At 27.7% G+C, this 22,053-nt stretch carries 24 protein-coding genes; 17 read left to right on the forward strand and 7 right to left on the reverse strand.

What is annotated here, in order from left to right; translation table 11 throughout:
- Together hemW and AVBRAN9334_RS05450 are read right to left on the reverse strand one after the other, a co-directional pair.
- The coding region (gene hemW, locus AVBRAN9334_RS05445) for a radical SAM family heme chaperone HemW (protein ID WP_336607220.1) at window positions 1-958 on the reverse strand (958 nt) is incomplete at its 3' end.
- A 1-nt stretch (window position 959) separates the two neighbouring features.
- Window positions 960-1,541: a hypothetical protein gene (locus AVBRAN9334_RS05450; protein ID WP_214119918.1), complete on the reverse strand. Its 582-nt coding sequence runs from the start codon at window positions 1,539-1,541 to the stop codon at window positions 960-962.
- Window positions 1,542-1,663: 122 nt separating this feature from the next.
- Between AVBRAN9334_RS05450 and AVBRAN9334_RS05455 the strand changes: the two genes are divergently transcribed.
- The 17 genes from AVBRAN9334_RS05455 to AVBRAN9334_RS05535 all read left to right on the forward strand — a co-directional run bounded on the left by AVBRAN9334_RS05455 (window position 1,664) and on the right by AVBRAN9334_RS05535 (window position 17,202).
- The gene (locus AVBRAN9334_RS05455) at window positions 1,664-2,131 is read left to right on the forward strand and encodes an RNA pyrophosphohydrolase (protein ID WP_214117753.1); all 468 of its coding nucleotides are present in this window, start codon (window positions 1,664-1,666) and stop codon (window positions 2,129-2,131) included.
- Window positions 2,125-3,327 (forward strand): aspartate kinase, encoded by a 1,203-nt coding sequence (locus tag AVBRAN9334_RS05460; protein WP_214117752.1) that lies wholly within the window; start codon window positions 2,125-2,127, stop codon window positions 3,325-3,327. Before AVBRAN9334_RS05455 ends, AVBRAN9334_RS05460 begins: the two co-directional genes overlap by 7 nt.
- Window positions 3,327-3,854, forward strand: coding sequence for a HobA family DNA replication regulator (locus tag AVBRAN9334_RS05465; protein WP_214117751.1), 528 nt, complete (start codon window positions 3,327-3,329; stop codon window positions 3,852-3,854). The genes AVBRAN9334_RS05460 and AVBRAN9334_RS05465 overlap by 1 nt, the downstream gene beginning before the upstream one ends.
- A complete protein-coding gene (locus AVBRAN9334_RS05470) occupies window positions 3,851-4,429 on the forward strand; it encodes a DNA polymerase III subunit delta' (protein WP_214117750.1) in 579 nt (192 codons plus the stop codon). The genes AVBRAN9334_RS05465 and AVBRAN9334_RS05470 overlap by 4 nt, the downstream gene beginning before the upstream one ends.
- Window positions 4,416-5,525, forward strand: a complete 1,110-nt coding sequence (gene folP, locus AVBRAN9334_RS05475; protein WP_214119920.1) for a dihydropteroate synthase — start codon at window positions 4,416-4,418, stop codon at window positions 5,523-5,525. Before AVBRAN9334_RS05470 ends, folP begins: the two co-directional genes overlap by 14 nt.
- The gene (ligA, locus tag AVBRAN9334_RS05480; RefSeq protein ID WP_336607221.1) at window positions 5,522-7,453 is read left to right on the forward strand and encodes an NAD-dependent DNA ligase LigA; all 1,932 of its coding nucleotides are present in this window, start codon (window positions 5,522-5,524) and stop codon (window positions 7,451-7,453) included. Before folP ends, ligA begins: the two co-directional genes overlap by 4 nt.
- Window positions 7,450-8,145: a 23S rRNA (cytidine-2'-O)-methyltransferase TlyA gene (tlyA, locus tag AVBRAN9334_RS05485; protein WP_336607222.1), complete on the forward strand. Its 696-nt coding sequence runs from the start codon at window positions 7,450-7,452 to the stop codon at window positions 8,143-8,145. The genes ligA and tlyA overlap by 4 nt, the downstream gene beginning before the upstream one ends.
- Window positions 8,108-8,986 (forward strand): bifunctional riboflavin kinase/FAD synthetase, encoded by an 879-nt coding sequence (locus AVBRAN9334_RS05490; RefSeq protein WP_336607223.1) that lies wholly within the window; start codon window positions 8,108-8,110, stop codon window positions 8,984-8,986. The genes tlyA and AVBRAN9334_RS05490 overlap by 38 nt, the downstream gene beginning before the upstream one ends.
- Entirely contained in the window at window positions 8,976-9,686 is a 711-nt protein-coding gene (gene cmoA, locus AVBRAN9334_RS05495) for a carboxy-S-adenosyl-L-methionine synthase CmoA (protein WP_214117745.1), read from the forward strand. Before AVBRAN9334_RS05490 ends, cmoA begins: the two co-directional genes overlap by 11 nt.
- Before the next feature lie 276 nt (window positions 9,687-9,962).
- Complete coding sequence (locus AVBRAN9334_RS05500) at window positions 9,963-10,913, forward strand: methionine ABC transporter ATP-binding protein (protein WP_214117744.1); 951 nt, start codon at window positions 9,963-9,965, stop codon at window positions 10,911-10,913.
- Window positions 10,910-11,650 (forward strand): methionine ABC transporter permease, encoded by a 741-nt coding sequence (locus AVBRAN9334_RS05505; protein WP_214117743.1) that lies wholly within the window; start codon window positions 10,910-10,912, stop codon window positions 11,648-11,650. The genes AVBRAN9334_RS05500 and AVBRAN9334_RS05505 overlap by 4 nt, the downstream gene beginning before the upstream one ends.
- 9 nt (window positions 11,651-11,659) lie before the next feature.
- On the forward strand, window positions 11,660-12,430 hold the full coding sequence (locus tag AVBRAN9334_RS05510) for a MetQ/NlpA family ABC transporter substrate-binding protein (protein WP_214117742.1): 771 nt from the start codon (window positions 11,660-11,662) through the stop codon (window positions 12,428-12,430).
- Between the two features lie 9 nt (window positions 12,431-12,439).
- Window positions 12,440-13,201 carry a MetQ/NlpA family ABC transporter substrate-binding protein gene (locus AVBRAN9334_RS05515; protein WP_214117741.1) on the forward strand — a complete coding sequence of 254 codons (762 nt, stop codon included), beginning with the start codon at window positions 12,440-12,442 and terminating at the stop codon, window positions 13,199-13,201.
- Window positions 13,202-13,263: 62 nt separating this feature from the next.
- Window positions 13,264-14,355: an ABC transporter substrate-binding protein gene (locus tag AVBRAN9334_RS05520; protein ID WP_336607224.1), complete on the forward strand. Its 1,092-nt coding sequence runs from the start codon at window positions 13,264-13,266 to the stop codon at window positions 14,353-14,355.
- On the forward strand, window positions 14,342-15,388 hold the full coding sequence (locus tag AVBRAN9334_RS05525) for a FecCD family ABC transporter permease (RefSeq protein ID WP_336607225.1): 1,047 nt from the start codon (window positions 14,342-14,344) through the stop codon (window positions 15,386-15,388). Before AVBRAN9334_RS05520 ends, AVBRAN9334_RS05525 begins: the two co-directional genes overlap by 14 nt.
- The gene (locus tag AVBRAN9334_RS05530) at window positions 15,381-16,175 is read left to right on the forward strand and encodes an ABC transporter ATP-binding protein (protein WP_336607226.1); all 795 of its coding nucleotides are present in this window, start codon (window positions 15,381-15,383) and stop codon (window positions 16,173-16,175) included. Before AVBRAN9334_RS05525 ends, AVBRAN9334_RS05530 begins: the two co-directional genes overlap by 8 nt.
- Window positions 16,144-17,202, forward strand: coding sequence for a GGDEF domain-containing protein (locus tag AVBRAN9334_RS05535; RefSeq protein WP_214117737.1), 1,059 nt, complete (start codon window positions 16,144-16,146; stop codon window positions 17,200-17,202). The genes AVBRAN9334_RS05530 and AVBRAN9334_RS05535 overlap by 32 nt, the downstream gene beginning before the upstream one ends.
- A 310-nt stretch (window positions 17,203-17,512) precedes the next feature.
- Here AVBRAN9334_RS05535 and AVBRAN9334_RS05540 read toward each other — a convergent pair whose 3' ends face one another.
- Genes AVBRAN9334_RS05540 through AVBRAN9334_RS05560 form a run of 5 tightly spaced genes read right to left on the reverse strand, consistent with a single transcriptional unit; the run spans window position 17,513 to window position 22,050 of the window.
- Window positions 17,513-18,613, reverse strand: a complete 1,101-nt coding sequence (locus tag AVBRAN9334_RS05540) for a M50 family metallopeptidase (protein ID WP_239803638.1) — start codon at window positions 18,611-18,613, stop codon at window positions 17,513-17,515.
- Complete coding sequence (gene pgsA, locus AVBRAN9334_RS05545; RefSeq protein WP_214117756.1) at window positions 18,610-19,149, reverse strand: CDP-diacylglycerol--glycerol-3-phosphate 3-phosphatidyltransferase; 540 nt, start codon at window positions 19,147-19,149, stop codon at window positions 18,610-18,612. The genes AVBRAN9334_RS05540 and pgsA overlap by 4 nt, the downstream gene beginning before the upstream one ends.
- On the reverse strand, window positions 19,149-19,931 hold the full coding sequence (locus AVBRAN9334_RS05550; RefSeq protein WP_214117735.1) for an enoyl-ACP reductase: 783 nt from the start codon (window positions 19,929-19,931) through the stop codon (window positions 19,149-19,151). The genes pgsA and AVBRAN9334_RS05550 overlap by 1 nt, the downstream gene beginning before the upstream one ends.
- Window positions 19,931-20,824, reverse strand: a complete 894-nt coding sequence (gene dapA / locus AVBRAN9334_RS05555; protein WP_214117734.1) for a 4-hydroxy-tetrahydrodipicolinate synthase — start codon at window positions 20,822-20,824, stop codon at window positions 19,931-19,933. Before dapA ends, AVBRAN9334_RS05550 begins: the two co-directional genes overlap by 1 nt.
- Window positions 20,821-22,050: a M16 family metallopeptidase gene (locus tag AVBRAN9334_RS05560; RefSeq protein ID WP_336607227.1), complete on the reverse strand. Its 1,230-nt coding sequence runs from the start codon at window positions 22,048-22,050 to the stop codon at window positions 20,821-20,823. Before AVBRAN9334_RS05560 ends, dapA begins: the two co-directional genes overlap by 4 nt.
- Window positions 22,051-22,053: the final 3 nt, after the last annotated feature.

The raw sequence follows: 22,053 nt of genomic DNA on the forward strand, positions 1-22,053 counted from the left end.
CCAAATCTTTTAAATCATCTAATTTCTTTTTATTTTTAATAAGATTAATATCTACTCCTACATTTGATCTAAGTCCTAGAAAAATGCTTTCTAGTCTAATGTCATTTGGGCTTAAACTTTCTTTAATTCTAAAATATGGATTTGCTATATATTCATTTAGGTTTGAACTTGCTGTATAGCGAATATTATCGCTAGTGCCAACGCTTGAAAGTCCAATGCCTAAGTAATTTTCTTTACTCCAATAAGCTTTATTATGAGAGCATTCATATTCGCTAGAACTTGCAAAATTACTTATTTCATAAGCTTTTAACCCGATTTTTTGCAAATTTTCATAAAAATAGCAATTTAACTCATCATCTTTTTGAATATACTCGGTTTTATTTTGAAAAGGGGTATTATCTTCTAAAATTAAAGTATAAGCACTAAGATGATTTAATTCTAGGCTTTTTATGACTTTTAATTCATCATTTAGCATATTTAAATCATCTAAATAAGTGCCATAAATTATATCTATACTAAAAGATATTTTTTCATTTTTTAATAGTTTGATTTTTTCTATAGCTTGTTTGCTAGAATGAGCTCTGTTTAAAAATTTTAATTTCTCATCATTAAAGCTTTGCACCCCAACGCTTATGCGATTTAATCCATAATTACGCATAGTATTAAGCCAATTTAAGCTTAAAGAATTTGGATTTGCTTCAGCACTGATTTCTGTATCATTATTAATATAAGGCTTTAATAATTTAAAAATATTTTCATAGTATTTTGCGTCTATAAAGCTTGGAGTTCCACCCCCAAAATATATGCTTTTTATATCTTTAGAAAATGGTAAAAACCTTGCTAAATCTAATTCTAAGGCTTTAAAATATTCGTTTATTTTTTGCTGATTTGTAAAACTAGCAAAAGAACAATAAGAGCATTTGCTAGCACAAAATGGAATATGAATATAAATTCTCATTTTATGCTTTGAAATTTAATAAATTTTCGCCTAGTTTAGCGATTTGCTCATCTATCATTTTGATAGCATTATCAAGAGTTTTATTAGCTAAACTCATATAATCATCACCGAAATTAAATCTTTTTAATGCTTCATTAAAGCCACTTAATAATCCATCTTTACCTAATCTTAGTTTATTAGCATCATTATTTGCATTTTTTAGGATTTGCTCTGCCATTCTTTTTGCAGTATTTTTTGAACCAAATTCTGCATTATCTAATAATAAATTTTTAGCACTATTGCTATCTAAATTATCATTAACTAAATCTTTAAAATTATTTAAAAATTCTTTAATATTACCCCTATTATTTGCAATTTCGTTTAAATTACCTTGAATGCTAATTTCTGTGATACTAATCTCAAAACTCATTGCAAAAAAACTATCATTTTCGCCTTTTGCTGTGAGTTTGTCTAATTCTTCGTTGCTAAGATTTACGCCGTAGTTTTTTAAGCTATCTTTAATGTTTTTTTGTGCTTCATCTTTACTACTAAAAGAAGCTGCTGCTTGATAAGATAAAGTTATATTTCTAGCACTTATTTGCATTTTTTCTCCTTGAAAATCATAAGCTTCATATCGGCAAAAAATAATTATTTCTTTAGTAAAAATGTTGCTTTTAATTAAATTTTTCTTGATAGTATCGTGTGAAATTAATTTTAGGTTATTTGATGAAAAAAAGATTTAGAAAAAATGTAGCAGCTATTGTTTTGTCTCAAGAATACCCATTAAATTGTAAAATTTTAGTGGCTTTAAGACTTGATATTGATGTTTGGCAATTCCCGCAAGGTGGGATTGATGATGGAGAAAGTCCAAAAGAAGCATTGATAAGAGAGCTTGAAGAAGAATTAGGCACAAAAGAATTTGAAATCATTGCTGAATATCCTGAATGGTTAAGCTATGAATTTCCTAACGAAGCTGTTAAGAAAAAATATAATTTTGATGGGCAAACTCAAAGGTATTTTTTAGTTAAAGTAAGAGATAATAACTTGATTAATTTAAATACCAATGAACCTGAGTTTAAAGAGCATCTTTTTGTGGATTATAAGGATATAAACCCTTATATTAATCATTTTAAAAGACCACTTTATACCAAAGTTTTAAAGTATTTTCAAAAAGAAGGATTTATAGGATGTTAGTTGTTCAAAAATACGGAGGCACAAGCGTTGGCAACCTTGAACGCATAGAAAATGTTGCAAATAGGGTTATTAAGTCTAAAAAGACTTATAAAGATATAGTTGTGGTAGTTTCTGCAATGAGCGGTAGAACAAATCAATTAATTGATAATGCTAATTTTTATTCAGAAAGTCCAAATAAAAAAGAATTAGATATGTTGCTTTCTTGTGGTGAGAGAGAAACTGCTGCTTTACTTGCTATTGCACTTATGTCAAAAGGATATGATGCGATTTCTTTAAGTGGTAAAGAAGCTGGGCTTTTAACTACAGATGATTATACAAACGCAAAAATCATTGATATTGATGCAACTAGAATTAAAAAAGAACTTTCAAGTGGAAAAATAGTTGTAATAGCTGGTTTTCAAGGGTATGCAGCAAATGGAAATACTACTACACTTGGTCGTGGGGGAAGTGATTTGAGTGCTGTTGCTTTTGCAGGGGCTTTAAATGCTGATTTGTGTGAGATTTACACAGATGTTGATGGGGTTTATACTACTGATCCAAGAATTGAGCCAAAGGCTAAAAAACTTGATAAAATTTCTTATGAAGAAATGTTAGAACTTGCTAGTTTAGGTGCTAAAGTTTTACAAAATAGAAGCGTTGAATTAGCAAAAAAATTAAATGTAAAATTAGTTACTAGAAGTAGCTTTAATGAAAATAGTGGAACAATTATAACAAGCGAGGAAAAAATGGAACAAGCATTAGTTAGTGGAATAGCATTAGATAAAAATCAAGCAAGAATAGTTTTAAGAAGAATTGAAGATAAGCCAGGAATTGCTGCTAGTATTTTTACAACTTTAGCAAAAAAAGACATTAATGTTGATATGATTATTCAAAATGTAGGTCATGATGGAACTACTAATTTGGGTTTTACCGTGCCACAAAATGAATTAAAAAATGCAAGTGAAGCTATGAGAGAGCTTTTAGGTAGTGATGTAGTAATAGAAAGCGATAGCGATATAGTTAAGGTTTCAGTAGTTGGAGTTGGTATGAAAACTCATTCAGGTGTTGCTAGTGCTGCATTTGAAGCATTGGCAAATGAAGGCATTAATATACAAATGATTTCAACAAGTGAGATTAAAATTTCTATGATTGTTAGCTCAAAATATGCTGAATTAGCAGTTAGAACACTACATAAAGTTTATAAGCTGGAAGATTAATGCAGGATTTTTTAAGTTTTGTAAAAGACTTTATCCAAAAAAAAGGTATGCTTTATAGTTGGCTAGATAGCGAAAGGTTTAAGATAAGCCCTTTGCTATCTTCTAGGCTTAGCTATTTACTAGATGGGAAAAATTTTATAGTAATTTGCGATGATGAAAGAGCTTGGTTTGAGGAGTATTTTTTAAGTCTTGTAAATGCAAAAAGTGCTAGACCATTGTTGCCATTTTTTAGCTTAAAAGGTTTTAAACTTGATAATTATGATAAGAATGAAGATTTACTTGATGATGTTTTAAGTCTAGCATATCCTAATGGTTATATTTATATTTATTTTGGTAAGGATAGTTCAAAAATGGCAAAACTTGCTAAAAATAAAAAAGATAGCTTAATGTTTATATTAGATGAAGAATATGATAATTCTTTTTGTCTTAAGTCAAGTGATGAACATTTAGATATTAAACTAATAACTATTGCTCAATTAATTAACGCTTGTTTAGACGCTATTATTTTTGCAAAGGTTAAGATTTGAGAAGTGAGATAATAATCACTCAAAGCCCTGATGATTTTATAAATGATTTAAGGCAAAAAACTAAAATCTGCAAGGTTTTTAGTGGTGATGAGTTTTTATTAGATGATGCAAAAGCGATTATGCAAAATGCTTATTTGATTGAAGAATATGATAAATATTTTGTATTATCATATAAAGAATATAGCATACAAGCTCAAAATTATATGCTAAAACTACTAGAAGAGCCACCTGCTAATGTGTATTTTAAGATTTTAGTTAGTTCAAAAAATCTTTTATTAGCAACTATTAAATCAAGATTAATTTCAAGAAAATTAGAAAATTATAAAAATAATTATGAGATTAAATTAAATCTTAAAAATATGTCGTATTTAGATATTGTAAATTACGATGTTGATAAAGCGAGTTTGAGTGAATTTATAAGTGCATTAGCTAAAGAATGCTACAAACAAGGCATAAATATTAGTAGTGATTTATTAGAAGAATTTTATAAATGCTATGAATTATCAAAGCTTAATTCAAATTCTAAAATTATAATTTCAAGGTTATTATTAGGAATAATGCGTGAGAGAAGCTAGTTTTTATTTACTAGATGAAAACTCGGCTAAAGATATTAATTCAAGTGAGTTTGCACTAGATAGATTTTTAAAAAGAAGTAATCATCAAATAATTTATATAAAAAATATAAGCACAACCGCTGCAAATATTTTAAAACAAGACGCAATTAGCGTAGGTGCAATTGTTTTAAATCACAAAAATACAATTTTAGGCGGAGAGTATAAATACGATAGCATTTTGCTAGTTGATAGCATTAATGCAAAGGATTTAGCTAATAAGCTTAAATTGCAGCAGTTTTCTTGTATAAGACTTAGTAAATTTTTAAACGAATTAAAAATAAGCAAAAAATATCCAAAAATTATGGGTATTATGAATATTAATGATGATAGTTTTTATGAAAGTTCTAGGATTAGCGAGAAGGAATTTTTAGCTAAGGCTTATGAGTTTATTGAAAATGGTGCAAGTATTATTGATATCGGTGCTATGAGCTCAAGACCTAATTCTACTTATTTAGGAGCGAAATTAGAGCTTGATAGATTAAAGCCTATTTTTAATTTAATAAAAGAACATAAATTATGCGATAAGATAGATTTTAGCTTGGATAGTTTTGATGAGATTTGTTTAACAAATGCTCTTGATATTGGCTTTAAATATATAAATGATATTAGTGCTAATACTAAGCTATCAAAACTAGCTTTAAAATACGACGCTACTTATATTTTAATGCACTCACAAAATAATTATTTTGATAATTATATAAATAATACTGGCTTAAACAACTCAAATTCTAATTCTAAATTCTTTATTTTAGATAGCGTTTATGAGTTCTTTTTAAATAAATTAAGCGAAATAGAAAGTAAAGTAATAATTGATGTTGGAATAGGTTTTGGCAAAAGTGAGTATGAGAATTTAGTTTTAGTAAAATATCTAAATCATTTTAAGACCTTAAATAAACCTATTTTATTGGCAGCTTCAAATAAAAGATTTTTAGGTGAGCATAAAGAAGCTTTAAGTTTAATCACTCACGCTAATTCAAATGCTGATTATATTAGAGTTCATGATGTAATAGGGCAAAATGCAATGATAAATTATCTTAAAAAAATGGAAAGTATATGAAAGAGTATTTAGAAAATATTAAATTAGCAAATAAATGGGCAAAGGCTTATTATTTAGGAGAAAATCCACTTGCAAGTGATGCTGAATACGACGCACTTATGAAAAAAATAAAAGATTATGAGAGTTTAAATCCAAATGATATAAGCCCTGATTCTCCAACACAAAAAGTATTGCCAATCAATCTAAAAGATGTAAATGATGGCTTTAATAAATTAGCTCACCTTAGCAGAATGTATTCTATGGAAGATGTTTTTAATGAAGATGAATTACGCGCTTGGATAAAAAGAGCAAAGGCAGAAGATGAAGAATTTTTCATTGAGCCAAAATTTGATGGAGCTAGTTTAAACTTAATTTATGAAAATGGTAAATTAATTCACGCAATTACTCGTGGAGATGGTAGTGTAGGCGATGATATTACTCTAAATGCTATGCAAATTACTTCAATTCCTAAGAGTATTGCTTATAAAGAATTGATTGAAATTAGGGGCGAAATTGTTATTTTAAAAGATGATTTTTTGAAGTTAAATGAAATAAAATTAGCAAATAATGAAAGCTTATTTTCAAATCCAAGAAATGCTGCAAGTGGTTCATTAAGACTTAAAGAACCAAGCGAAGTTGCAAAGAGAAATTTACAATTTTATCCGCACGGAATAGGGCAAAACTCACTAAGTTTTACAAAACATAGCGAAGCAATGGAATTTATTAGAAGTTTAGGTTTTTTAAAAGATGATTTTTGCAAGGTTGTTAGGGCTAATAAATTGCAAATTGAGTATGAGAATTTACAAAATGATAGATTAAATAAAAAAATGATGTTAGATGGTTTTGTTTTAAGGATAAATGATTTAAGCAAATGCACTGAATTTACAAGCAAATTTCCAAAATTTATGGCTGCTTATAAATTTGAACCTTTAGAGCAAATTACAAAATTAATTGATGTTAGTTATCAAGTAGGAAGAACGGGAGTAATAACCCCTGTTGGAACACTTGAGCCTACTAATATTGATGGAGCTATAGTTAAATCAGTAACTTTACATAATTACGATGAGATAACTAGGCTTGATTTGATGATTAATGATAGCGTTAGCATAATTAGAAGTGGAGATGTTATACCAAAATTAACTCGTGTTTATAAAGAAAGAAGAGATGGCACACAAATTAAAATTCCAAAGCCAATAAATTGTCCATCTTGTAATGAAACTTTATTAGATGATGGAGCTTTAATTAAATGTATAAATCTTAATTGCAAGGCAAAAATGCTAAATCAATTAATATATTTTGCGAGTAAAAAATGCCTAAATATAGATGGTTTAGGGGATAAAATTATTGAATTGTTATTTAAACTTGAAAAAATCAGCACATTTGAGTGTATTTATGAGCTAAAATACGAAGATTTTCAAGGTCTTGAGGGTTTTGCTGATAAAAAGATAACTAATATTTTAACTTCTATTGAAAAATCAAAAGATTGCGAATTAGCAAGTTTTATAAATGCTTTAGGATGTGAGCATATTGGAGAAGTAGCTGCTAGCAAGGTTGCTAGTGAATTTGGATTTGATTGGTATTTAAAAGATGAGATTGATTATTTAAAATTAGATGGATTTGGAGAGCAAATGGCTAAATCTATTGCTAATTTTTGCGTGATTAATAAAGAGCTAATTATTAGATTTTATGAGATTTTAAGGCTAAAAAATACAAATATAAAATCTAGTGATAAATTTGCAAATACGACTTTTGTAATAACTGGCACACTTAGTAATCCAAGAGAATATTATGAAAATATAATCAAAGAAAACGGCGGAAAAACTAGCTCAAGTGTTAGCAAAAAAACTTCTTATTTATTGTGTGGAGATGATGCAGGAAGTAAGCTTACTAAAGCTAAAGAATTAGGCATTAAGATACTTAATGAAGATGAGTTTAAGGCACTTTTATGAGAGCTGATTTATTCGTAGCAAATAAATTAAATATAAGCCGAAATAAAGCTCAAGAATTATTAGAAAATGAAAAAGTATTAATCAATAATGAAGTAAAAAAGGCAAGTGATAAGATACTGCAAGATTATGAATGTAAATTATTAGATGAAGTTTATGTTAGCAGGGCTGCTTATAAATTAAAAGGATTTTTAGAAGAATTTGAATTAAAAATTAGCGGAATTGATTGCTTAGATGTTGGCTCTAGCACGGGTGGATTTACCCAAATATTACTTGAAAATAATGCTTTAAGTGTTACTTGTGTAGATGTTGGAGATAAACAATTGCATAATAGCTTAAGAGCAAATCCAAAGGTAAAAGCATTTGAAAATACAGATATTAGAGATTTTAAATCAGCTCCGTTTGAAATAGTAGTGTGCGATTTAAGTTTTATATCAGCTAGATTAATTATAAATGATTTAATAAGACTAAGTAGCAAGTATTTAATTATTTTATTTAAACCACAATTTGAAGTGGGAATTAATGTAAAGCGTTCTAAAAATGGTGTGGTAAAAGATGAAAAAGCTGTGCTTAAATCTTGCGAAGAATTTGAAAAAGAAGTAATAAGATTAGGTTTGATTTTACTTAAAAAATCAAAATCAAAACTTAGCGGAAAAGATGGAAATTATGAATATTTTTACGCTTTTTCAAAATGAAATAATAAAAGCAAATAAATGTGATTTAGAAAATATTACAAGTTTAGCAATAGGGTGTTTTGATGCTTTACATTTAGGGCATTTTGAACTGATAAAAAGGCTTGATGATAATGGAGCTTTATTAATAATATATAAAAAAACAAGAGAATTAGTTCCGATAATTTATAAGCAAGAATTGCTAAATTGCAAAATATTTTTTGTAAATCTTGATGAGATAAAAGATGAAAATGCGTATAATTTTACACAAAATATTATGTATAATTTTACACAACTTAAATATTTTGTAGCAGGATATGATTTTCATTTTGGTAAAAATAGACAAGCTCACGCAAAAGAATTGCAAGAATTTTCTGGGTTACGATGTATTATCGTAGATGAATTTAAAATAGATAATATAAGCGTTCATTCAAGTTTGATTAAAGAATGTTTATTGAATGCTGATTTAGAAAGTGTGAATAAATTTTTAGGTAGAAATTATTTCATTCAAGGAAGACAAATCAAAGGTCAAGGTTTAGGAGCTAAATTTTTTGTCCCTACTATTAATGTAGATTATGATAATTATTTTTTACCAAAAGAAGGGGTTTATTTTACTAAGGTTTATTTAGATAATGAGTGTTATTTTGCAGCTACTTTTTTAGGCAAACGCTCAACTGATTTAAATACGGCTTTAGAAGTGCATATTTTAAATAGTTCAAATTCCTATTTTAAATTCTACAAAATTAAAATAGAGTTTTTAGAATTTTTTAGAGAGAATAAAAAATTTGATAATTTTGATAGTTTAAAAGAACAAATCAACTTAGACATAAAAGCTCTAAGTTTAAAGGCTAAAGATGAAAGATGAAGTTTTTAACGAAGAATTAATAAAACAATTTGAATTTGATGAAAAAGTGGTGCGTGTGTTTGATGATATGGTTACTCGTAGTGTGCCGTATTATTTGCAAAATCAAGAATTAATTTTTAAAATTCTAAGTCAGATTTTGCCAAAAAATGCAAAGGTTTTAGATTTAGGTTGCTCAACTGCAAATACACTTTTAGCACTTTCAAAAAGAGATGATTTAGAGCTTTTTGGGCTTGATAATTCAGAGCAAATGCTAAATAGGGCTAGAATTAAGGCTAGTGATTTAGGTGTTAAAATTAATTTGATTAATAAAAATATAGAAGATATTTTAAGTCTTAATGATAGTTTTGATGCGATAATTTGTTCTTATACCTTGCATTTTATTAGACCACTTTTAAGAGAAGATTTATTACAAAAAATATATAAGTTATTAAATAAGAATGGGATTTTTATTTTATGCGAAAAAGTGCTTTATGAAAATAAAATTTTACAAAAAAATATAATTGATATTTACGAAAATTATAAGGAATTGCAAGGATATTCAAGATATGAAATAGCTCAAAAAAGAGCTGCTTTAGAAAATGTTTTAATACCTTTTACTTATGATGAAAATATAAAAATTTTAAGCAATGCTAATTTTAAGCAAATTGATTGCTTTTTTAGGTGGGCAAATTTTTGCTCTTTTATAGCTTTTAAGCTTTAAATGTTACGAAATGTAACAAATAATATAAAATTATTTTAAAAATATCTTGACATCAAAAATATTTTTTGCTTTAATCAACAAATATTTTTAAACAAAGGATTTTAAATGATGATGCAGATGCGCTAGCGTCTGGCTTTTAAAGACTTTCTTTTTTAGCTAGACGCAAATTAATTATATTAAAGCAAGCAAGCTAAAAAAGAAAGATAAAATATTTTTGCAACTTACAAAACTCTCAAAAATTTTTATTTTTCTTTAAATTAAATTTTAAGGAAAGTTATGATTGAAATTAAAAATCTTAAAAAGTATTACGGAAATACTTGCGTAATAAACGATGTAAGTCTTGATATTAAAAAGGGCGAGATTTATGCTATTGTCGGACAAAGTGGAGCTGGTAAAAGCACACTTTTAAGATGTATAAATGCACTTGAAAGCTATCAAGCAGGTTCATTAAAAGTATTTAATCAAGAAATTAAAGACCTTAAAGAAGAAGAGTTAAGAAAATTAAGAACCGAAGTTGGAATGATTTTTCAACATTTTGCTTTAATGGGTAGAAAGAGTGCTTATGAAAATATTGCAATGCCTTTACTTTTACATAAAAAAGATAATGTGGATAAAAGGGTTAAAGAATTGCTTGATTTGGTTGGATTAAGCGATAAGGCTAATTCATATCCTGCTAATCTTAGTGGTGGCCAAAAGCAAAGAATTGCAATAGCAAGAGCACTTGCACTAAATCCTAAGATTTTATTAAGCGATGAAGCAACTAGTGCACTTGATCCTGCTACTACTAATCAAATCTTAGATTTATTAAAACAAATAAACAAAGATTTAGGCATTAGCGTTGTATTAGTAACTCATGAAATGGACGCTGTTAAAAGAGTAGCTGATAAAGCTTGCTTGTTAAGTGGTGGAGAAATCATTGGCAATGGAGAAATTAGCGAAATATTTTTAAAACCAAGTAAGAAGATGAGAGAATTCTTAGATGAGAGTGATTGTGTGCCAGAAAGTGGGCTTAATATAAGATTAATTTTCCCTAAAGAAGTAGCACTTGATGGAGTAATTTCTAAAATGGCAAGAGAGCTTAATATTGATTTTTCAATAGTTTGGGGAAAAATTGAAAAGCTAAATGATATTGCACTTGGTTCACTTATTATAAATATTAATCCAAGTGATAAACAAAGAGTGTGTGAATATATTAATAAAAGTGGCGTTTTATGGGAGGAAGTATGAATTATTTTGATAATTTTCTAAGTCATTTTGACAAGATTTTATATCCTGCATTAAAAGAGACTTTATATATGAGTATTAGTGCTACTATTATTGGTTTTGCACTAGGACTTGTTTTAGGAATATTTCTTTTTGTTAGTAAAAAGGGTGGTTTGTATGAGAATTTAGGCTTTTATAGAGTGCTTGATTTTGTTGTAAATATATTCCGTTCTTTTCCGTTTTTAGTATTAATTATTGCTTTAATTCCTTTTACAAAGTTTTTAATAGGAAAAAGCATAGGAACAACAGCGGCTATTGTGCCACTTACAATTGGAATTGCTCCATTTATTGCAAAATTAGTGCAAAGTGCTTTAAATGAAGTAGATTACGGAATAATTGAAGCGGCTAAGAGTTATGGTGCTAGTAGAATACAAATTATTTTTAAGGTCGTATTGTATGAAGCATTACCTGCGTTAATTAATGCAGCAACGCTTACTTTAATAGTAGTCATTGGATATAGTGCAATGGCAGGAATTGTAGGAGGTGGAGGACTTGGCGATGTTGCTAATCGCTATGGTTATCAAAGATTTAAAACAGATATTATGGTAGAAACGGTTATCGTTTTGATTGTATTGGTTCAAATCGTTCAGATTTGGGGGGATTTAGTTGAAAAAGCTTTAAGAAAAGGTAAGGATAAATATCTTTATATTTCAATTTTAGCTTTAGTTATTTTATTTATTTATTCAGGAAATTTTATTTAAGGAGATATTATGAAAAGATTGTTTAGTTTAGCTGCTTGTTTGGCTTTAAGTGCAAATTTATTTGCTGATGTTATTAGTGTAGGTGCAACGCCTGTTCCACATGCTGAAATTTTAGAAGAAGTTGCAAAAATTGTTAAAGAAAAAGGGCACGAGTTAAAAATCGTTGAGTTTAATGACTATGTATTGCCAAATCTAGCGGTTGATGATGGCGAAATAGATGCAAACTTTTTCCAACATAAACCATATTTAGATGAGTTCAATAAGCAAAAAGGAACAAAATTAACTCCAGTTGCACCAGTTCATCTTGAGCCAATGGGAGCATATTCTAAAAAGATTAAAGATATTAAAGATTTAGGAGATAAGGCTTTAATTTATATTCCAAATGACCCAACAAATGAAAGTAGGGCTTTAGATATACTTGAAGCTGCAGGGCTTATTGAACTTGATAAAAATGTAGAGCTAAAAACTCCACTAGATATCGTAAAAAACCCTAAAAATCTTGATATAAAAGAGTTAGAAGCTGCACAATTACCAAGAGTTTTAGATGAGTGCGATTTAGCTGTGATTAATTCAAATTACGCATTAGCAGCGAAGTTAAATCCTACAAAAGATGCGGTAATTATTGAGGGTAAAGATAGTCCATATACTAATGTTTTAGTAGTTAAGACTGATAATATTAATAGTGATAAGACAAAGGTTTTAGTTGATTCTATAAATGATGCAAGAATTAAAAAATTTATAGAAGAAAAATATAAGGGCGAAATAATCCCAAGTTTTTAAGGAGAAAATATGAAAAAATTAGCTTTAAGTTTAGCATTTTGTTTATACGCTAGTGCGGAGATTTTAAGAGTAGGGATTACTCCATATCCAAATGCTACTATTTTAGAAAATGTAAAAGATGATTTAAAAGAGCTTGGATATGAGTTAAAAGTTGTAGAATTTAATGATTATATTCTACCAAATCTTGCATTAAATGATGGGGAATTAGACGCTAATATGTATCAACATAAGCCTTTTTTAGAAGACTTTAACGAGAGTAAAGGCACTGATTTAGTAGCGGTTGCTAATGTGTTTTTACCTCCAATGGCAGCATATTCAAAAAAGGTAAAAGATATTAAAGAATTAAAAAATAATGCTTTAGTATATATCCCAAATGACCCAACAAATGAAAGCAGGGCTTTAGACATACTTGAAGCAGCTGGACTTATTAAGACAAATAAGGAAGTAAAATTTAGAAGTGTTATTGATATTACGGAAAATCCTTTAAATCTTGATATAAAAGAGTTAGAAGCTGCACAGGTTCCAAGAGTTTTAGATGAGTGTGATTTGGCTGTAATTAATACAAATTACGCATTAGCAGCGAAGTTAAATCCTACAAAGGATTCTATAATATTAGAAGATTTAAATAGCCCTTATGTAAATGTTATTGCTGTTAAAAAAGGCAATGAAAATAATGAAGGGGTAAAAGCTTTAATAAAGGTTATAAAAACAGAAAAAATTAAGAAGATACTTGAAGAGCAATTTAAAGGTGCTATAATCCCAGCATTTTAATGATTAGGAATTTGCTTTTGGCAAATTCCTTTTTTTATTTCTTTAAAATTTAAGGAGAAGTGTTGAGATTTATTCTACTATTTTTATTATCATTTAGCTTGTTTGCTAAGGAAATTACTTTCAAAGATGTAACAGGAAACGAAATTACTTTAAATACCCCAGTTAACAGAATAGCTTTAGGTTTTTACTATACAGATTTTTTAGCAGTTGGTGGAGAAAAATCATTTGATAAGGTTGTTGGTTTTTCAAAAGCAGTTTGGAGTGAATGGAGTCCAATTTCTTGGCAAATGTATTTAGATGTAATGCCTAATTTAGACAAAATTGCAGATTTTGGTGAAGCAGAATCAGGCACATTGTCAATTGAAAAAATATTAGAATTAGAACCTGATGTATTAGTTTTAGCTAAATGGCAATATGATACATTAAAAGATACTTTAAATCCAATTAAACTAGCAAATATCCCAATAATAGTAGTAGATTATCACGAAGGAAAATTACAAAACCACGAGATAAGCACTAAAATTTTTGGAATTTTAACCAACCAAGAAAAAAGAGCTGAAGAAATTATGAATGATTATAAAAGTCGTTTAGAATTAATTCAAACAAGAACTAAAGATATTAAAAATAAAGTAAAAGTTTATATAGAATACGGAATTAATGGCCCTAGTGATAATGGAGTTACATATTCACATTATATGTGGGGAAGTTTGATTGATAAAGCAAATGCTAAGAGTATTGCTGATGGGCTTATTAAGACTTGGGGAGCTATTAATCCTGAAGAAATCATAGTTCAAGACCCTGAAGTAATTATTATAGCAGGTCGTGAAAGTGAGCTTAAGAAAAATAAAACTTCAATGGTAATGGGTAATAATATTAGTTTTGATGAAGCAAATACTAGATTAAGAGGATTTTCTAATAGAACTACTTGGCAAGATTTAAACGCAGTAAAAAATCATAGAATTTATGGTGGTTATCATAGTATGCTAAGGACTTTGGGGGATATTTTTATGTTAGAATTTGTAGCAAAAGCTGCTTATCCTGAGTTATTTAGTGATATTAATCCAAGTGATGATTATATTAATTATCATAAGAAATATTTGCCGATTATTCCTGATGGAACTTTTATGATAAAGCTTGATGATGAGAAATTTTAGTAGAGAAATTCTTTTATACAAATCCACTATTTATAAGAGATTGGGATTTTTACTAATCTCTTTTTTATTAGCATTAGTATTTTTTATACTAGATATTTCTACAGGACCAGCTCAACTTGATTTAATTATTGTATGTAAAGCTTTATTATCTAAAGCACTTGATATAGATATACAAAAGAATTTCGTTAATATTGTTTATAATTTAAGATTACCTATGGCATTAATGGCACTTGTTGTTGGAGCTTCATTAGGACTTGGCGGAGCTTTAATGCAAACTATTTTAAATAATTCTTTAGCTAGTCCATATACTTTAGGTCTTAGTGCTGCAGCTGGCTTTGGAGCTTCATTAGTAATTGCATTTAATATAAGTTTTATAAGTTCTTTTATTAGCATTCCATTAGGAGCATTTTGTGCTAGTTTGTTAAGCTCTGCAATATTATTTATTTTTGCTAAAAATAACAAATATAACACTCAAAGTTTAGTTTTAGTTGGTATTGCTTTATTGTTTTTATTTCAATCTTTTTTATCTTTAGTGCAATTTTTATCAAGTCCTGAAGTATCTCAACAAATATTATTTTGGCTATTTGGAAGTTTGCAAAAAGCTAATTATACGAATATTTTAATAGTATTTTTGGTTACTTTATTTTGTTATTTAATTTTATTAAAAGATAATTGGGCTTTAAGTGTATTTAGGCTTGGGGAGAAAAATGCTAAAGTTTTAGGGGTTAATTTAGTATATTTAAGAATTAAAGTTTTATTATGTGTTTCTTTTGTTAGTTCTGTTGCTATTTCTTTTGTGGGCGTTATAGGTTTTATAGGTCTTGTTGCACCACATATCGCAAGGCTTATTATAGGAGAAGATCAAAGATTTTTCTTACCAGCTTCAATGATAATAGGGGCTTTATTTTTAAGTTTAGCTTCTAGTGTTTCAAAATTGATAATTCCTGGTAGTTTATTTCCAATAGGAATAGTAACTTCTTTTATTGGTGTTCCTTTTTTCTTTTTTATTATATTAAGGAATAAAAATGCTTAAAATTAATAATCTAAGTATTAAAAAAGGAAATAAGACTATTTTAAATAATATCAACCTAGAATTTAAATCAGGTAAAATTTATGCTATTTTAGGTGCTAATGGTGTAGGTAAAAGCACATTGTTAGATGCTATTTTTCAACTTGATAAAAAACATAATATGACTTATCGTAATATTAATTCAGATAATATTAAAAAATGGCAAAGCAATATAGGTTATATGTTACAAAGTTTTCATACTCATACAAACCTTAGTGCTTTAGAAGTAGTTTTACTAGGTGCTTATAGTGAATTAGGTTTAAAAATAAGCGATGAAATTTTAAATAAAGCAGTTAATGTTTTAAAGGAATTTAAAATTTCGCATCTTGCTAATATTAATATTAAAGATTTATCTGGCGGTCAAAGACAAATGATAGCTTTTGCTCAAGTTTTGCTTAAAAACCCAAGTATTTTATTACTTGATGAGCCTGTAAGTGCATTAGATATTAAACACCAATGTATTTTATTAGAAGCTTTAAAAAAGATTACAATTGAAAATGATTTAATAAGCATAGTTGTTTTACATGATTTAAATTTAGCGAGTTTATATTGTGATGAAGCAATTTTTTTACATAACAACAAGGTTTATAAAAATGGAAAGATTAACGATGTTATTACACTTGATTTAATACGAGAAATTTATGAAATCAAGGCAAATTTAAGTATAGTTGAAAACAAGAAATTTATTCAAATATTAGGTTCATTAAACAAGGAAAATTATGACAACTCAAATCAAGCAGTTAATATCTAGACTGATTAATTTTTATGATTATATTTATTTAATCATACTTTTGGCGACAATTTTACATGTGTCCTTTTTGTTTATATTTTATTATATGAAAATATATGAGCTATTTTATGTAAATATAGTTTCAACCTTAATTTATGTATTAATAATTACAAATTTTAGTAGCGATAAAATAAAAATTTATTATGCCGTTGTATATTTTGAAGTTTTAATCCATCAGCTAATCGCAATTTATTACTTAGGTAGTGCTAGTGGATTTGACTTGTTATTATGTTGTTTGATACTTGTGCAATTTTTATTTTTTAAGAAAAGCACCTGTTTTGTATCAACAATTTTAATTATTTTTTTAATTTATCTTAGTTATTTTCAAGCAGATTCTATTGTGCTACATAGTGATAAATTTTTTGAAATTAACGAATATAAAAATGCAAATATTGTTCTTTATCCAATCAATTTAGCTGTTTTATTGGTTTTTTTAGTGGTTTATGGTGTATTGGTAACCGTTATTCCTAGTAAAAAAATTAACGATTTAGCTCAAATTGTATATAAAGATTTTTTAACAGGTTTATATAATAGAAAATATATGGAAGATGTTGTGTTATCAAAATATAACAAACAAAGAATTTTAATTGCGGTATGTGATATTGATAATTTTAAACATATAAATGATACTTATGGTCACCAAACCGGAGATATTGTGCTAAAAATGTTGGCTATAGTTTTAATCAATAAGTATAAAAAATATTCTGATTTTAATATTAATATTTGTAGATGGGGTGGGGAAGAATTTTTAATCATTGCAGATATTGATAATAAAAAAGATGCTGAAATATTTTTAAATGACATTAGAGAAGAAGTGTTTAAATTAAAGATAAGTGATTTGCAAGAAACAATAAGTATTACAATAGGTGGATATATAGCTAATTTTAATCAAAAAGATTATAAGCAACTATTTGAAATTGCTGATAAGAATTTGTATCTTGGCAAGAATACGGGTAAAAATAAATGCGTAGTGAGTGTTGAAGAATAATAAAATTATGTAAGTTTTGCCTAGTTTTATCTAGTGAGCTTTAATTATTAGAATTAAAAAACCAATAAAATATACTTTATTGGTTTTCAATAATTCTTGTTATATCATTAAATGTAGCAAATATCATTAAAGAAAATAATAAAAACACATTATTTACTTCTCTTTTAAAAATTAACTCATATAAAGAAAAACTACAAGCATAGGAAGTCTAGTTTAATTAAAAATATTGTAAGTAAATTAAAGAATTTAAAATAAGCAAAAATATATAGTGGTTTTAATTATTAGAATTAAAAAACCAATAAAATATACTTTATTGGTTTTCAATAATTCTTGTTATATCATTAAATGTAGCAAATATCATTAAAGAAAATAATAAAAACATTCCAATATAACTAAGTGTAATAAATACTTTTTGATTTACTTCTCTTTTAAAAACTAACTCATATAAATTAAAAACTATATGCCCGCCATCAAGCACAGGAATAGGTAAAAGGTTTAAAATCCCAAGATTAATTGATAGTAAAGCCGTGATTATTAGCAGTTTTGAAATTCCAAGTGTAGTAGCCATTGTAGTTGTGTCGGCTATGCTTATAATTCCACCTATATTTTTAGGGCTAACTTCAGCTAATATTAATTTTTTAAGACCTTCAAGGATTAAAAAAGCCCCATCTAAACTCTCTTTAAAAGCCCAAGCAAACACACTAAAATCTCTATGATATTCTATAAAAGTCTCATTTTTAGGCACAATTCCTAATAGTGGTTTTGTGATGATTTCTCCGAAAATATTTTGAGTTTTGCCTTCGTAAGTTTTAATATCAAGTTCTAAAATTTCATTATTTCTTAATACTTTTACATTAATACTACTATCATTTACGAGTGGTTTGATATCGTAAAAATTATTAATTTTAGTGCCATTGATTTCTAATATTTTATCATTTACTTTTAGTTTTGTATCAGCATATTCGCTAAGCGCACCAATAGTCGGACTAAGCCTTTCAACTCCTATAAAACCTAAACTTATATAGATTAAAAATGCTAAAAGTAGGTTAAAAAATGGACCTGCAAAAAGAATTAAAATCTTTTTAAATGGGTGTAATACCGAATAGCTATCATAATCATAATTTTTAAGAGTAGGGTCGCTATCATCTTGACCTTTCATCTTGACATATCCACCTAAAAATACGCTTGATATTTGATAATCAGTGCCTTTATAATGCTTCACATAAATTGGCTTTCCAAACCCTATGCTAAATGTTAAAACTCTAACTTTAAAGTATTTTGCAGCTAAAAAATGCCCTAATTCATGAAAAAATATCAAAAAAGAAAGTATTAAAATAGTGCCTAAAAAACTAGCCCCATAATGCCAAAAGCAAAAAGCTAAAACAATAAAAGTGAGAATTATATTCTTCATTTTTTTGCCTTAGCGTATTCTATTACATAAATAGCCCCAGAATAAATAGTAAAGAAAAAGCATAGATAAAATAAAATATCTTTTCCCCACCAATCCATTAGTAAAAATCCAATTGCTAACATTTGAAATGTTGTTTTAATTTTACCACTCATATTTGCAGCGATTTTAAGCCCATCAGCTACTATCATAACTCTTAAACCAGTTATAAAAAACTCACGAACTAATATAAAATAAACTAGAATTTCATTAACCCTTCCCATCATCATAAGCCCTAAAAACGCTGCTAAAGTAAGCATTTTATCAGCTAAAGGGTCTAAAATCTCTCCTAAAATTGTTTTTTGATTCCAAGACCTTGCAATATATCCATCAAAAAAATCAGTTATAGAAGCAATAGTAAAAATAAGAGCTGCTAAATAATTTATCCAAGAAATATGTATATTGTGAGTATTAACCAACACATTTGAATGCGTTAATAATATAAATAAAATTGGTGCTAGGACTATCCTAGCACTAGCCAAAAGATTAGGTAAATTCATCACTTGAATGTTGTTCCACCATCTACAATAAATGTATGTCCTGTAACCCAACTAGCTTTATCGGTGCATAAGAATAAACAAGCACCTGCTAAATCTTCAGGTTGCCCCATACGATTTAATGGGCTTAAATTCATTGTAGCTTGTTTTACTTCTTCATAATTAGTAAATGCTTTTAGAGCATCAGTATCAATTGGACCACCACTTACAACATTTACACGGATATTTTTCTCGCCTAATTCAGTTGCTGCATATCTAGCCATTGCTTCAACAGCAGCTTTTGCTGTGCCATGACCTGCATAGTTTTCAATATGAACTAAATTCCCTGTGCTAGAAATTGAAATAATACTTCCGCCGCCAACTTTTTCCATTCTCTTAGCTGCTTCTTGAGCACCACAAACAAAAGCATTAACGGTAGCTGTAAAGATATTATTAATTCCACGAGGTTTAAGTTTCATAAACTTAGTATATCCACCTACAACTGCACGACCTGTAATAATTGCATTTGAGATAAAGAAATCAACCCTATCAAAATCTTCATCAATTTTTAAAAATAAATCTTTATAAGTTTCAGGCTCAAGTATATCAAATGGATAGCATTTAGCTTTAACTTTGTAAGTTTTTTCAATATCAGCAACAATTTCTTGTGCGATTTGTTCGTTTGAATTATAAGTAAATGCAACATTACAACCTGCTTTTGCAAATTCGTATACAATAGCCTTACCTATACCACGAGTTCCACCGCTTATTACTAATACTTTATCTTTAAAATTAATCTCTTGCATTAAAATCCTTTTATATCATAATTTTTCATAACTTCTTCTATTCTTTTTAGATTTTCTTTACTAGGAGCACAAAGTGGCAAACGATATTCAAGACTAGGAAGTAATCCTGCTATAAACATTGCTGCTTTTATTGGAATTGGGTTGCTCTCACAAAATAAAATCTTATTTATATTATAAAGTTTATCGTTAATAGATTTTGCATTTTTATAGTTTTCTTTTAAAGCTTCGTGAGTTAAATTAGCAATTTCATTTGGTAAAAGATTTGAAGTAACGCTAATTACACCACTACCACCATTGCTTAAAATAGGATAATTTATACTATCTTCTCCACTTACAAGTCTTAGTTTTGGCTCGTTTGCTAATAAATCTACGCATTTATCTATATTTCCACTTGCTTCTTTTACTCCGTAAATATTAGGACAATTTCTAAAAAGTTCAATTATAGTTTGACTAGCTATTTCACAACCTGTTCTTCCTGGAACATTATAAAGCATAATAGGAATATCAATTGATTTAGCAATAGCTTCATAGTGTTTATATAATCCACTTTGCATAGGTTTATTATAATATGGAGTAATGCTTAAAATCCCATCAGCTCCACACTCTTGAGCAAATTTTGCTAAAGATATTGCTTCGTGAGTTGCATTTGAGCCTGCACCTGCTAAAACCTTAGTATTTGTTCCTTTACAAACACTTACTGCGATTTCTATACATCTTTTATGCTCTTCGTGAGTTAAAGTTGGGCTTTCTCCTGTGGTTCCAACAGGAACTACGGCATCAATTCCATTTGCTATTTGTCTTTTAACTAGCTTTTCATAACTAAGTTCATCAATTTTATCATTTTTAAATGGTGTTATTAAAGCTGTCATTGCACCTATTATTTCTTTTTTCATACTTTCTCCTTTAAAATTATTTGAGTTAAATTGTCATCTTTTAGATATTTTTTAAAAACTTGGTTTAAAATTTTATAATCTAATTCTTTTGAAGTTAGAGAATTTAAAAATACATTTACATCTCCAAAACATTCAAATTTACCAATTCCACTCGCTAAAGCACTTGGGTTGGATTTTACTTGATTTATGCTTAATTCTAATTGATTATAAATTGTTCTTGTATCAAATTTATTAAATTTTGTTTGATTAATTAATTTTTTTAGTTGCTTTATTGCTGATTTTGTATTTACTAAATCATTACAAACTCCAAAAATTATAAATAAATTTTCATTCTTAGAGCTTTGTGCGTAAAAGTCCAAATCAGCACATAGATTATATTCATTTATCATTTTATTTTTTATAATTGAGTTTTTATCAAGATTTAAAAATATTGAAATAGCCTTTAAATACTCAAAATCTTCGTGATTAAATGCAGGTATTTTATAAGCACAAGCAAAAATATTAGAATTTAGATTAGGAAAACTAAGTTCTATTTCTTTTAGACCTGTTCTATCTGGTTCATATACTTTATTTTGCGTGATTTTTTTTGCTGATTTTTTACTAAAAATCTCTTCGCACATACTAAAAATATCAATATTAGCTAAATCTCCGCTAATTACTATACAAGCATTATTTGGTGCATAGAATTTAGTATAAAATTCTTTTACAATTTTAGGTGTAAGATTTGCTATATCATCAGCAAATCCAATTGGCGTCCAATGATAACTAGTCTTTATAAAAGCGTAATTATAAATAGCATTATATAAATACCCAAAAGCATCATTTCCTACTCTTAATCTCTCTTCTTCAAGGACTACATCTCTTTCTTTATAAAATTCATCTTTATTAAACAATAACTCACTCATCATACTAGAATATAATTCTAAAACCCTTTTAATATGAATATTTGCGATATTTACATAATATTGAGTGTAATCAAAACTAGTGCAAGCATTATTTACTCCGCCTAATGCTTTTATTATCTCATCAAATTCTCCAGCCTTATGAGTTTTTGTGCTTTTAAAAGATAGGTGTTCTAGCAAATGTGCTATACCGCTTTTGCCTAATTCTTCATAACTTGAGCCTACTTTATAAAAGATATTTACACTAGCTACACCTGAATTATCATTTAGATTTATGGCATAAATTTTTAAGCCATTTTTTAATACTTTACTTTCTATATTCATTTT

The organism is Campylobacter sp. RM9334 (assembly GCF_020138145.1).
Taxonomy (GTDB): Bacteria; Campylobacterota; Campylobacteria; order Campylobacterales; family Campylobacteraceae; genus Campylobacter_E.

Excerpts from the sequence above, each read along its gene's own strand:
- AVBRAN9334_RS05530 (WP_336607226.1), top strand. The coding sequence starts at position 15,381 with ATGCTTAAAATTAATAATCTAAGTATTAAAAAAGGAAATAAGACTATT.
- AVBRAN9334_RS05540 (WP_239803638.1), bottom strand. The coding sequence starts at position 18,613 with ATGAAGAATATAATTCTCACTTTTATTGTTTTAGCTTTTTGCTTTTGG.
- AVBRAN9334_RS05550 (WP_214117735.1), bottom strand. The coding sequence starts at position 19,931 with ATGCAAGAGATTAATTTTAAAGATAAAGTATTAGTAATAAGCGGTGGA.
- AVBRAN9334_RS05455 (WP_214117753.1), top strand. The coding sequence starts at position 1,664 with ATGAAAAAAAGATTTAGAAAAAATGTAGCAGCTATTGTTTTGTCTCAA.
- AVBRAN9334_RS05500 (WP_214117744.1), top strand. The coding sequence starts at position 9,963 with ATGATTGAAATTAAAAATCTTAAAAAGTATTACGGAAATACTTGCGTA.
- AVBRAN9334_RS05510 (WP_214117742.1), top strand. The coding sequence starts at position 11,660 with ATGAAAAGATTGTTTAGTTTAGCTGCTTGTTTGGCTTTAAGTGCAAAT.
- cmoA (WP_214117745.1), top strand. The coding sequence starts at position 8,976 with ATGAAAGATGAAGTTTTTAACGAAGAATTAATAAAACAATTTGAATTT.
- dapA (WP_214117734.1), bottom strand. The coding sequence starts at position 20,824 with ATGAAAAAAGAAATAATAGGTGCAATGACAGCTTTAATAACACCATTT.
- AVBRAN9334_RS05525 (WP_336607225.1), top strand. The coding sequence starts at position 14,342 with ATGAGAAATTTTAGTAGAGAAATTCTTTTATACAAATCCACTATTTAT.
- ligA (WP_336607221.1), top strand. The coding sequence starts at position 5,522 with ATGAAAGAGTATTTAGAAAATATTAAATTAGCAAATAAATGGGCAAAG.
- AVBRAN9334_RS05505 (WP_214117743.1), top strand. The coding sequence starts at position 10,910 with ATGAATTATTTTGATAATTTTCTAAGTCATTTTGACAAGATTTTATAT.
- AVBRAN9334_RS05465 (WP_214117751.1), top strand. The coding sequence starts at position 3,327 with ATGCAGGATTTTTTAAGTTTTGTAAAAGACTTTATCCAAAAAAAAGGT.
- AVBRAN9334_RS05560 (WP_336607227.1), bottom strand. The coding sequence starts at position 22,050 with ATGAATATAGAAAGTAAAGTATTAAAAAATGGCTTAAAAATTTATGCC.
- AVBRAN9334_RS05515 (WP_214117741.1), top strand. The coding sequence starts at position 12,440 with ATGAAAAAATTAGCTTTAAGTTTAGCATTTTGTTTATACGCTAGTGCG.
- AVBRAN9334_RS05450 (WP_214119918.1), bottom strand. The coding sequence starts at position 1,541 with ATGCAAATAAGTGCTAGAAATATAACTTTATCTTATCAAGCAGCAGCT.
- AVBRAN9334_RS05490 (WP_336607223.1), top strand. The coding sequence starts at position 8,108 with ATGGAAATTATGAATATTTTTACGCTTTTTCAAAATGAAATAATAAAA.
- tlyA (WP_336607222.1), top strand. The coding sequence starts at position 7,450 with ATGAGAGCTGATTTATTCGTAGCAAATAAATTAAATATAAGCCGAAAT.
- AVBRAN9334_RS05535 (WP_214117737.1), top strand. The coding sequence starts at position 16,144 with ATGACAACTCAAATCAAGCAGTTAATATCTAGACTGATTAATTTTTAT.
- AVBRAN9334_RS05460 (WP_214117752.1), top strand. The coding sequence starts at position 2,125 with ATGTTAGTTGTTCAAAAATACGGAGGCACAAGCGTTGGCAACCTTGAA.
- pgsA (WP_214117756.1), bottom strand. The coding sequence starts at position 19,149 with ATGAATTTACCTAATCTTTTGGCTAGTGCTAGGATAGTCCTAGCACCA.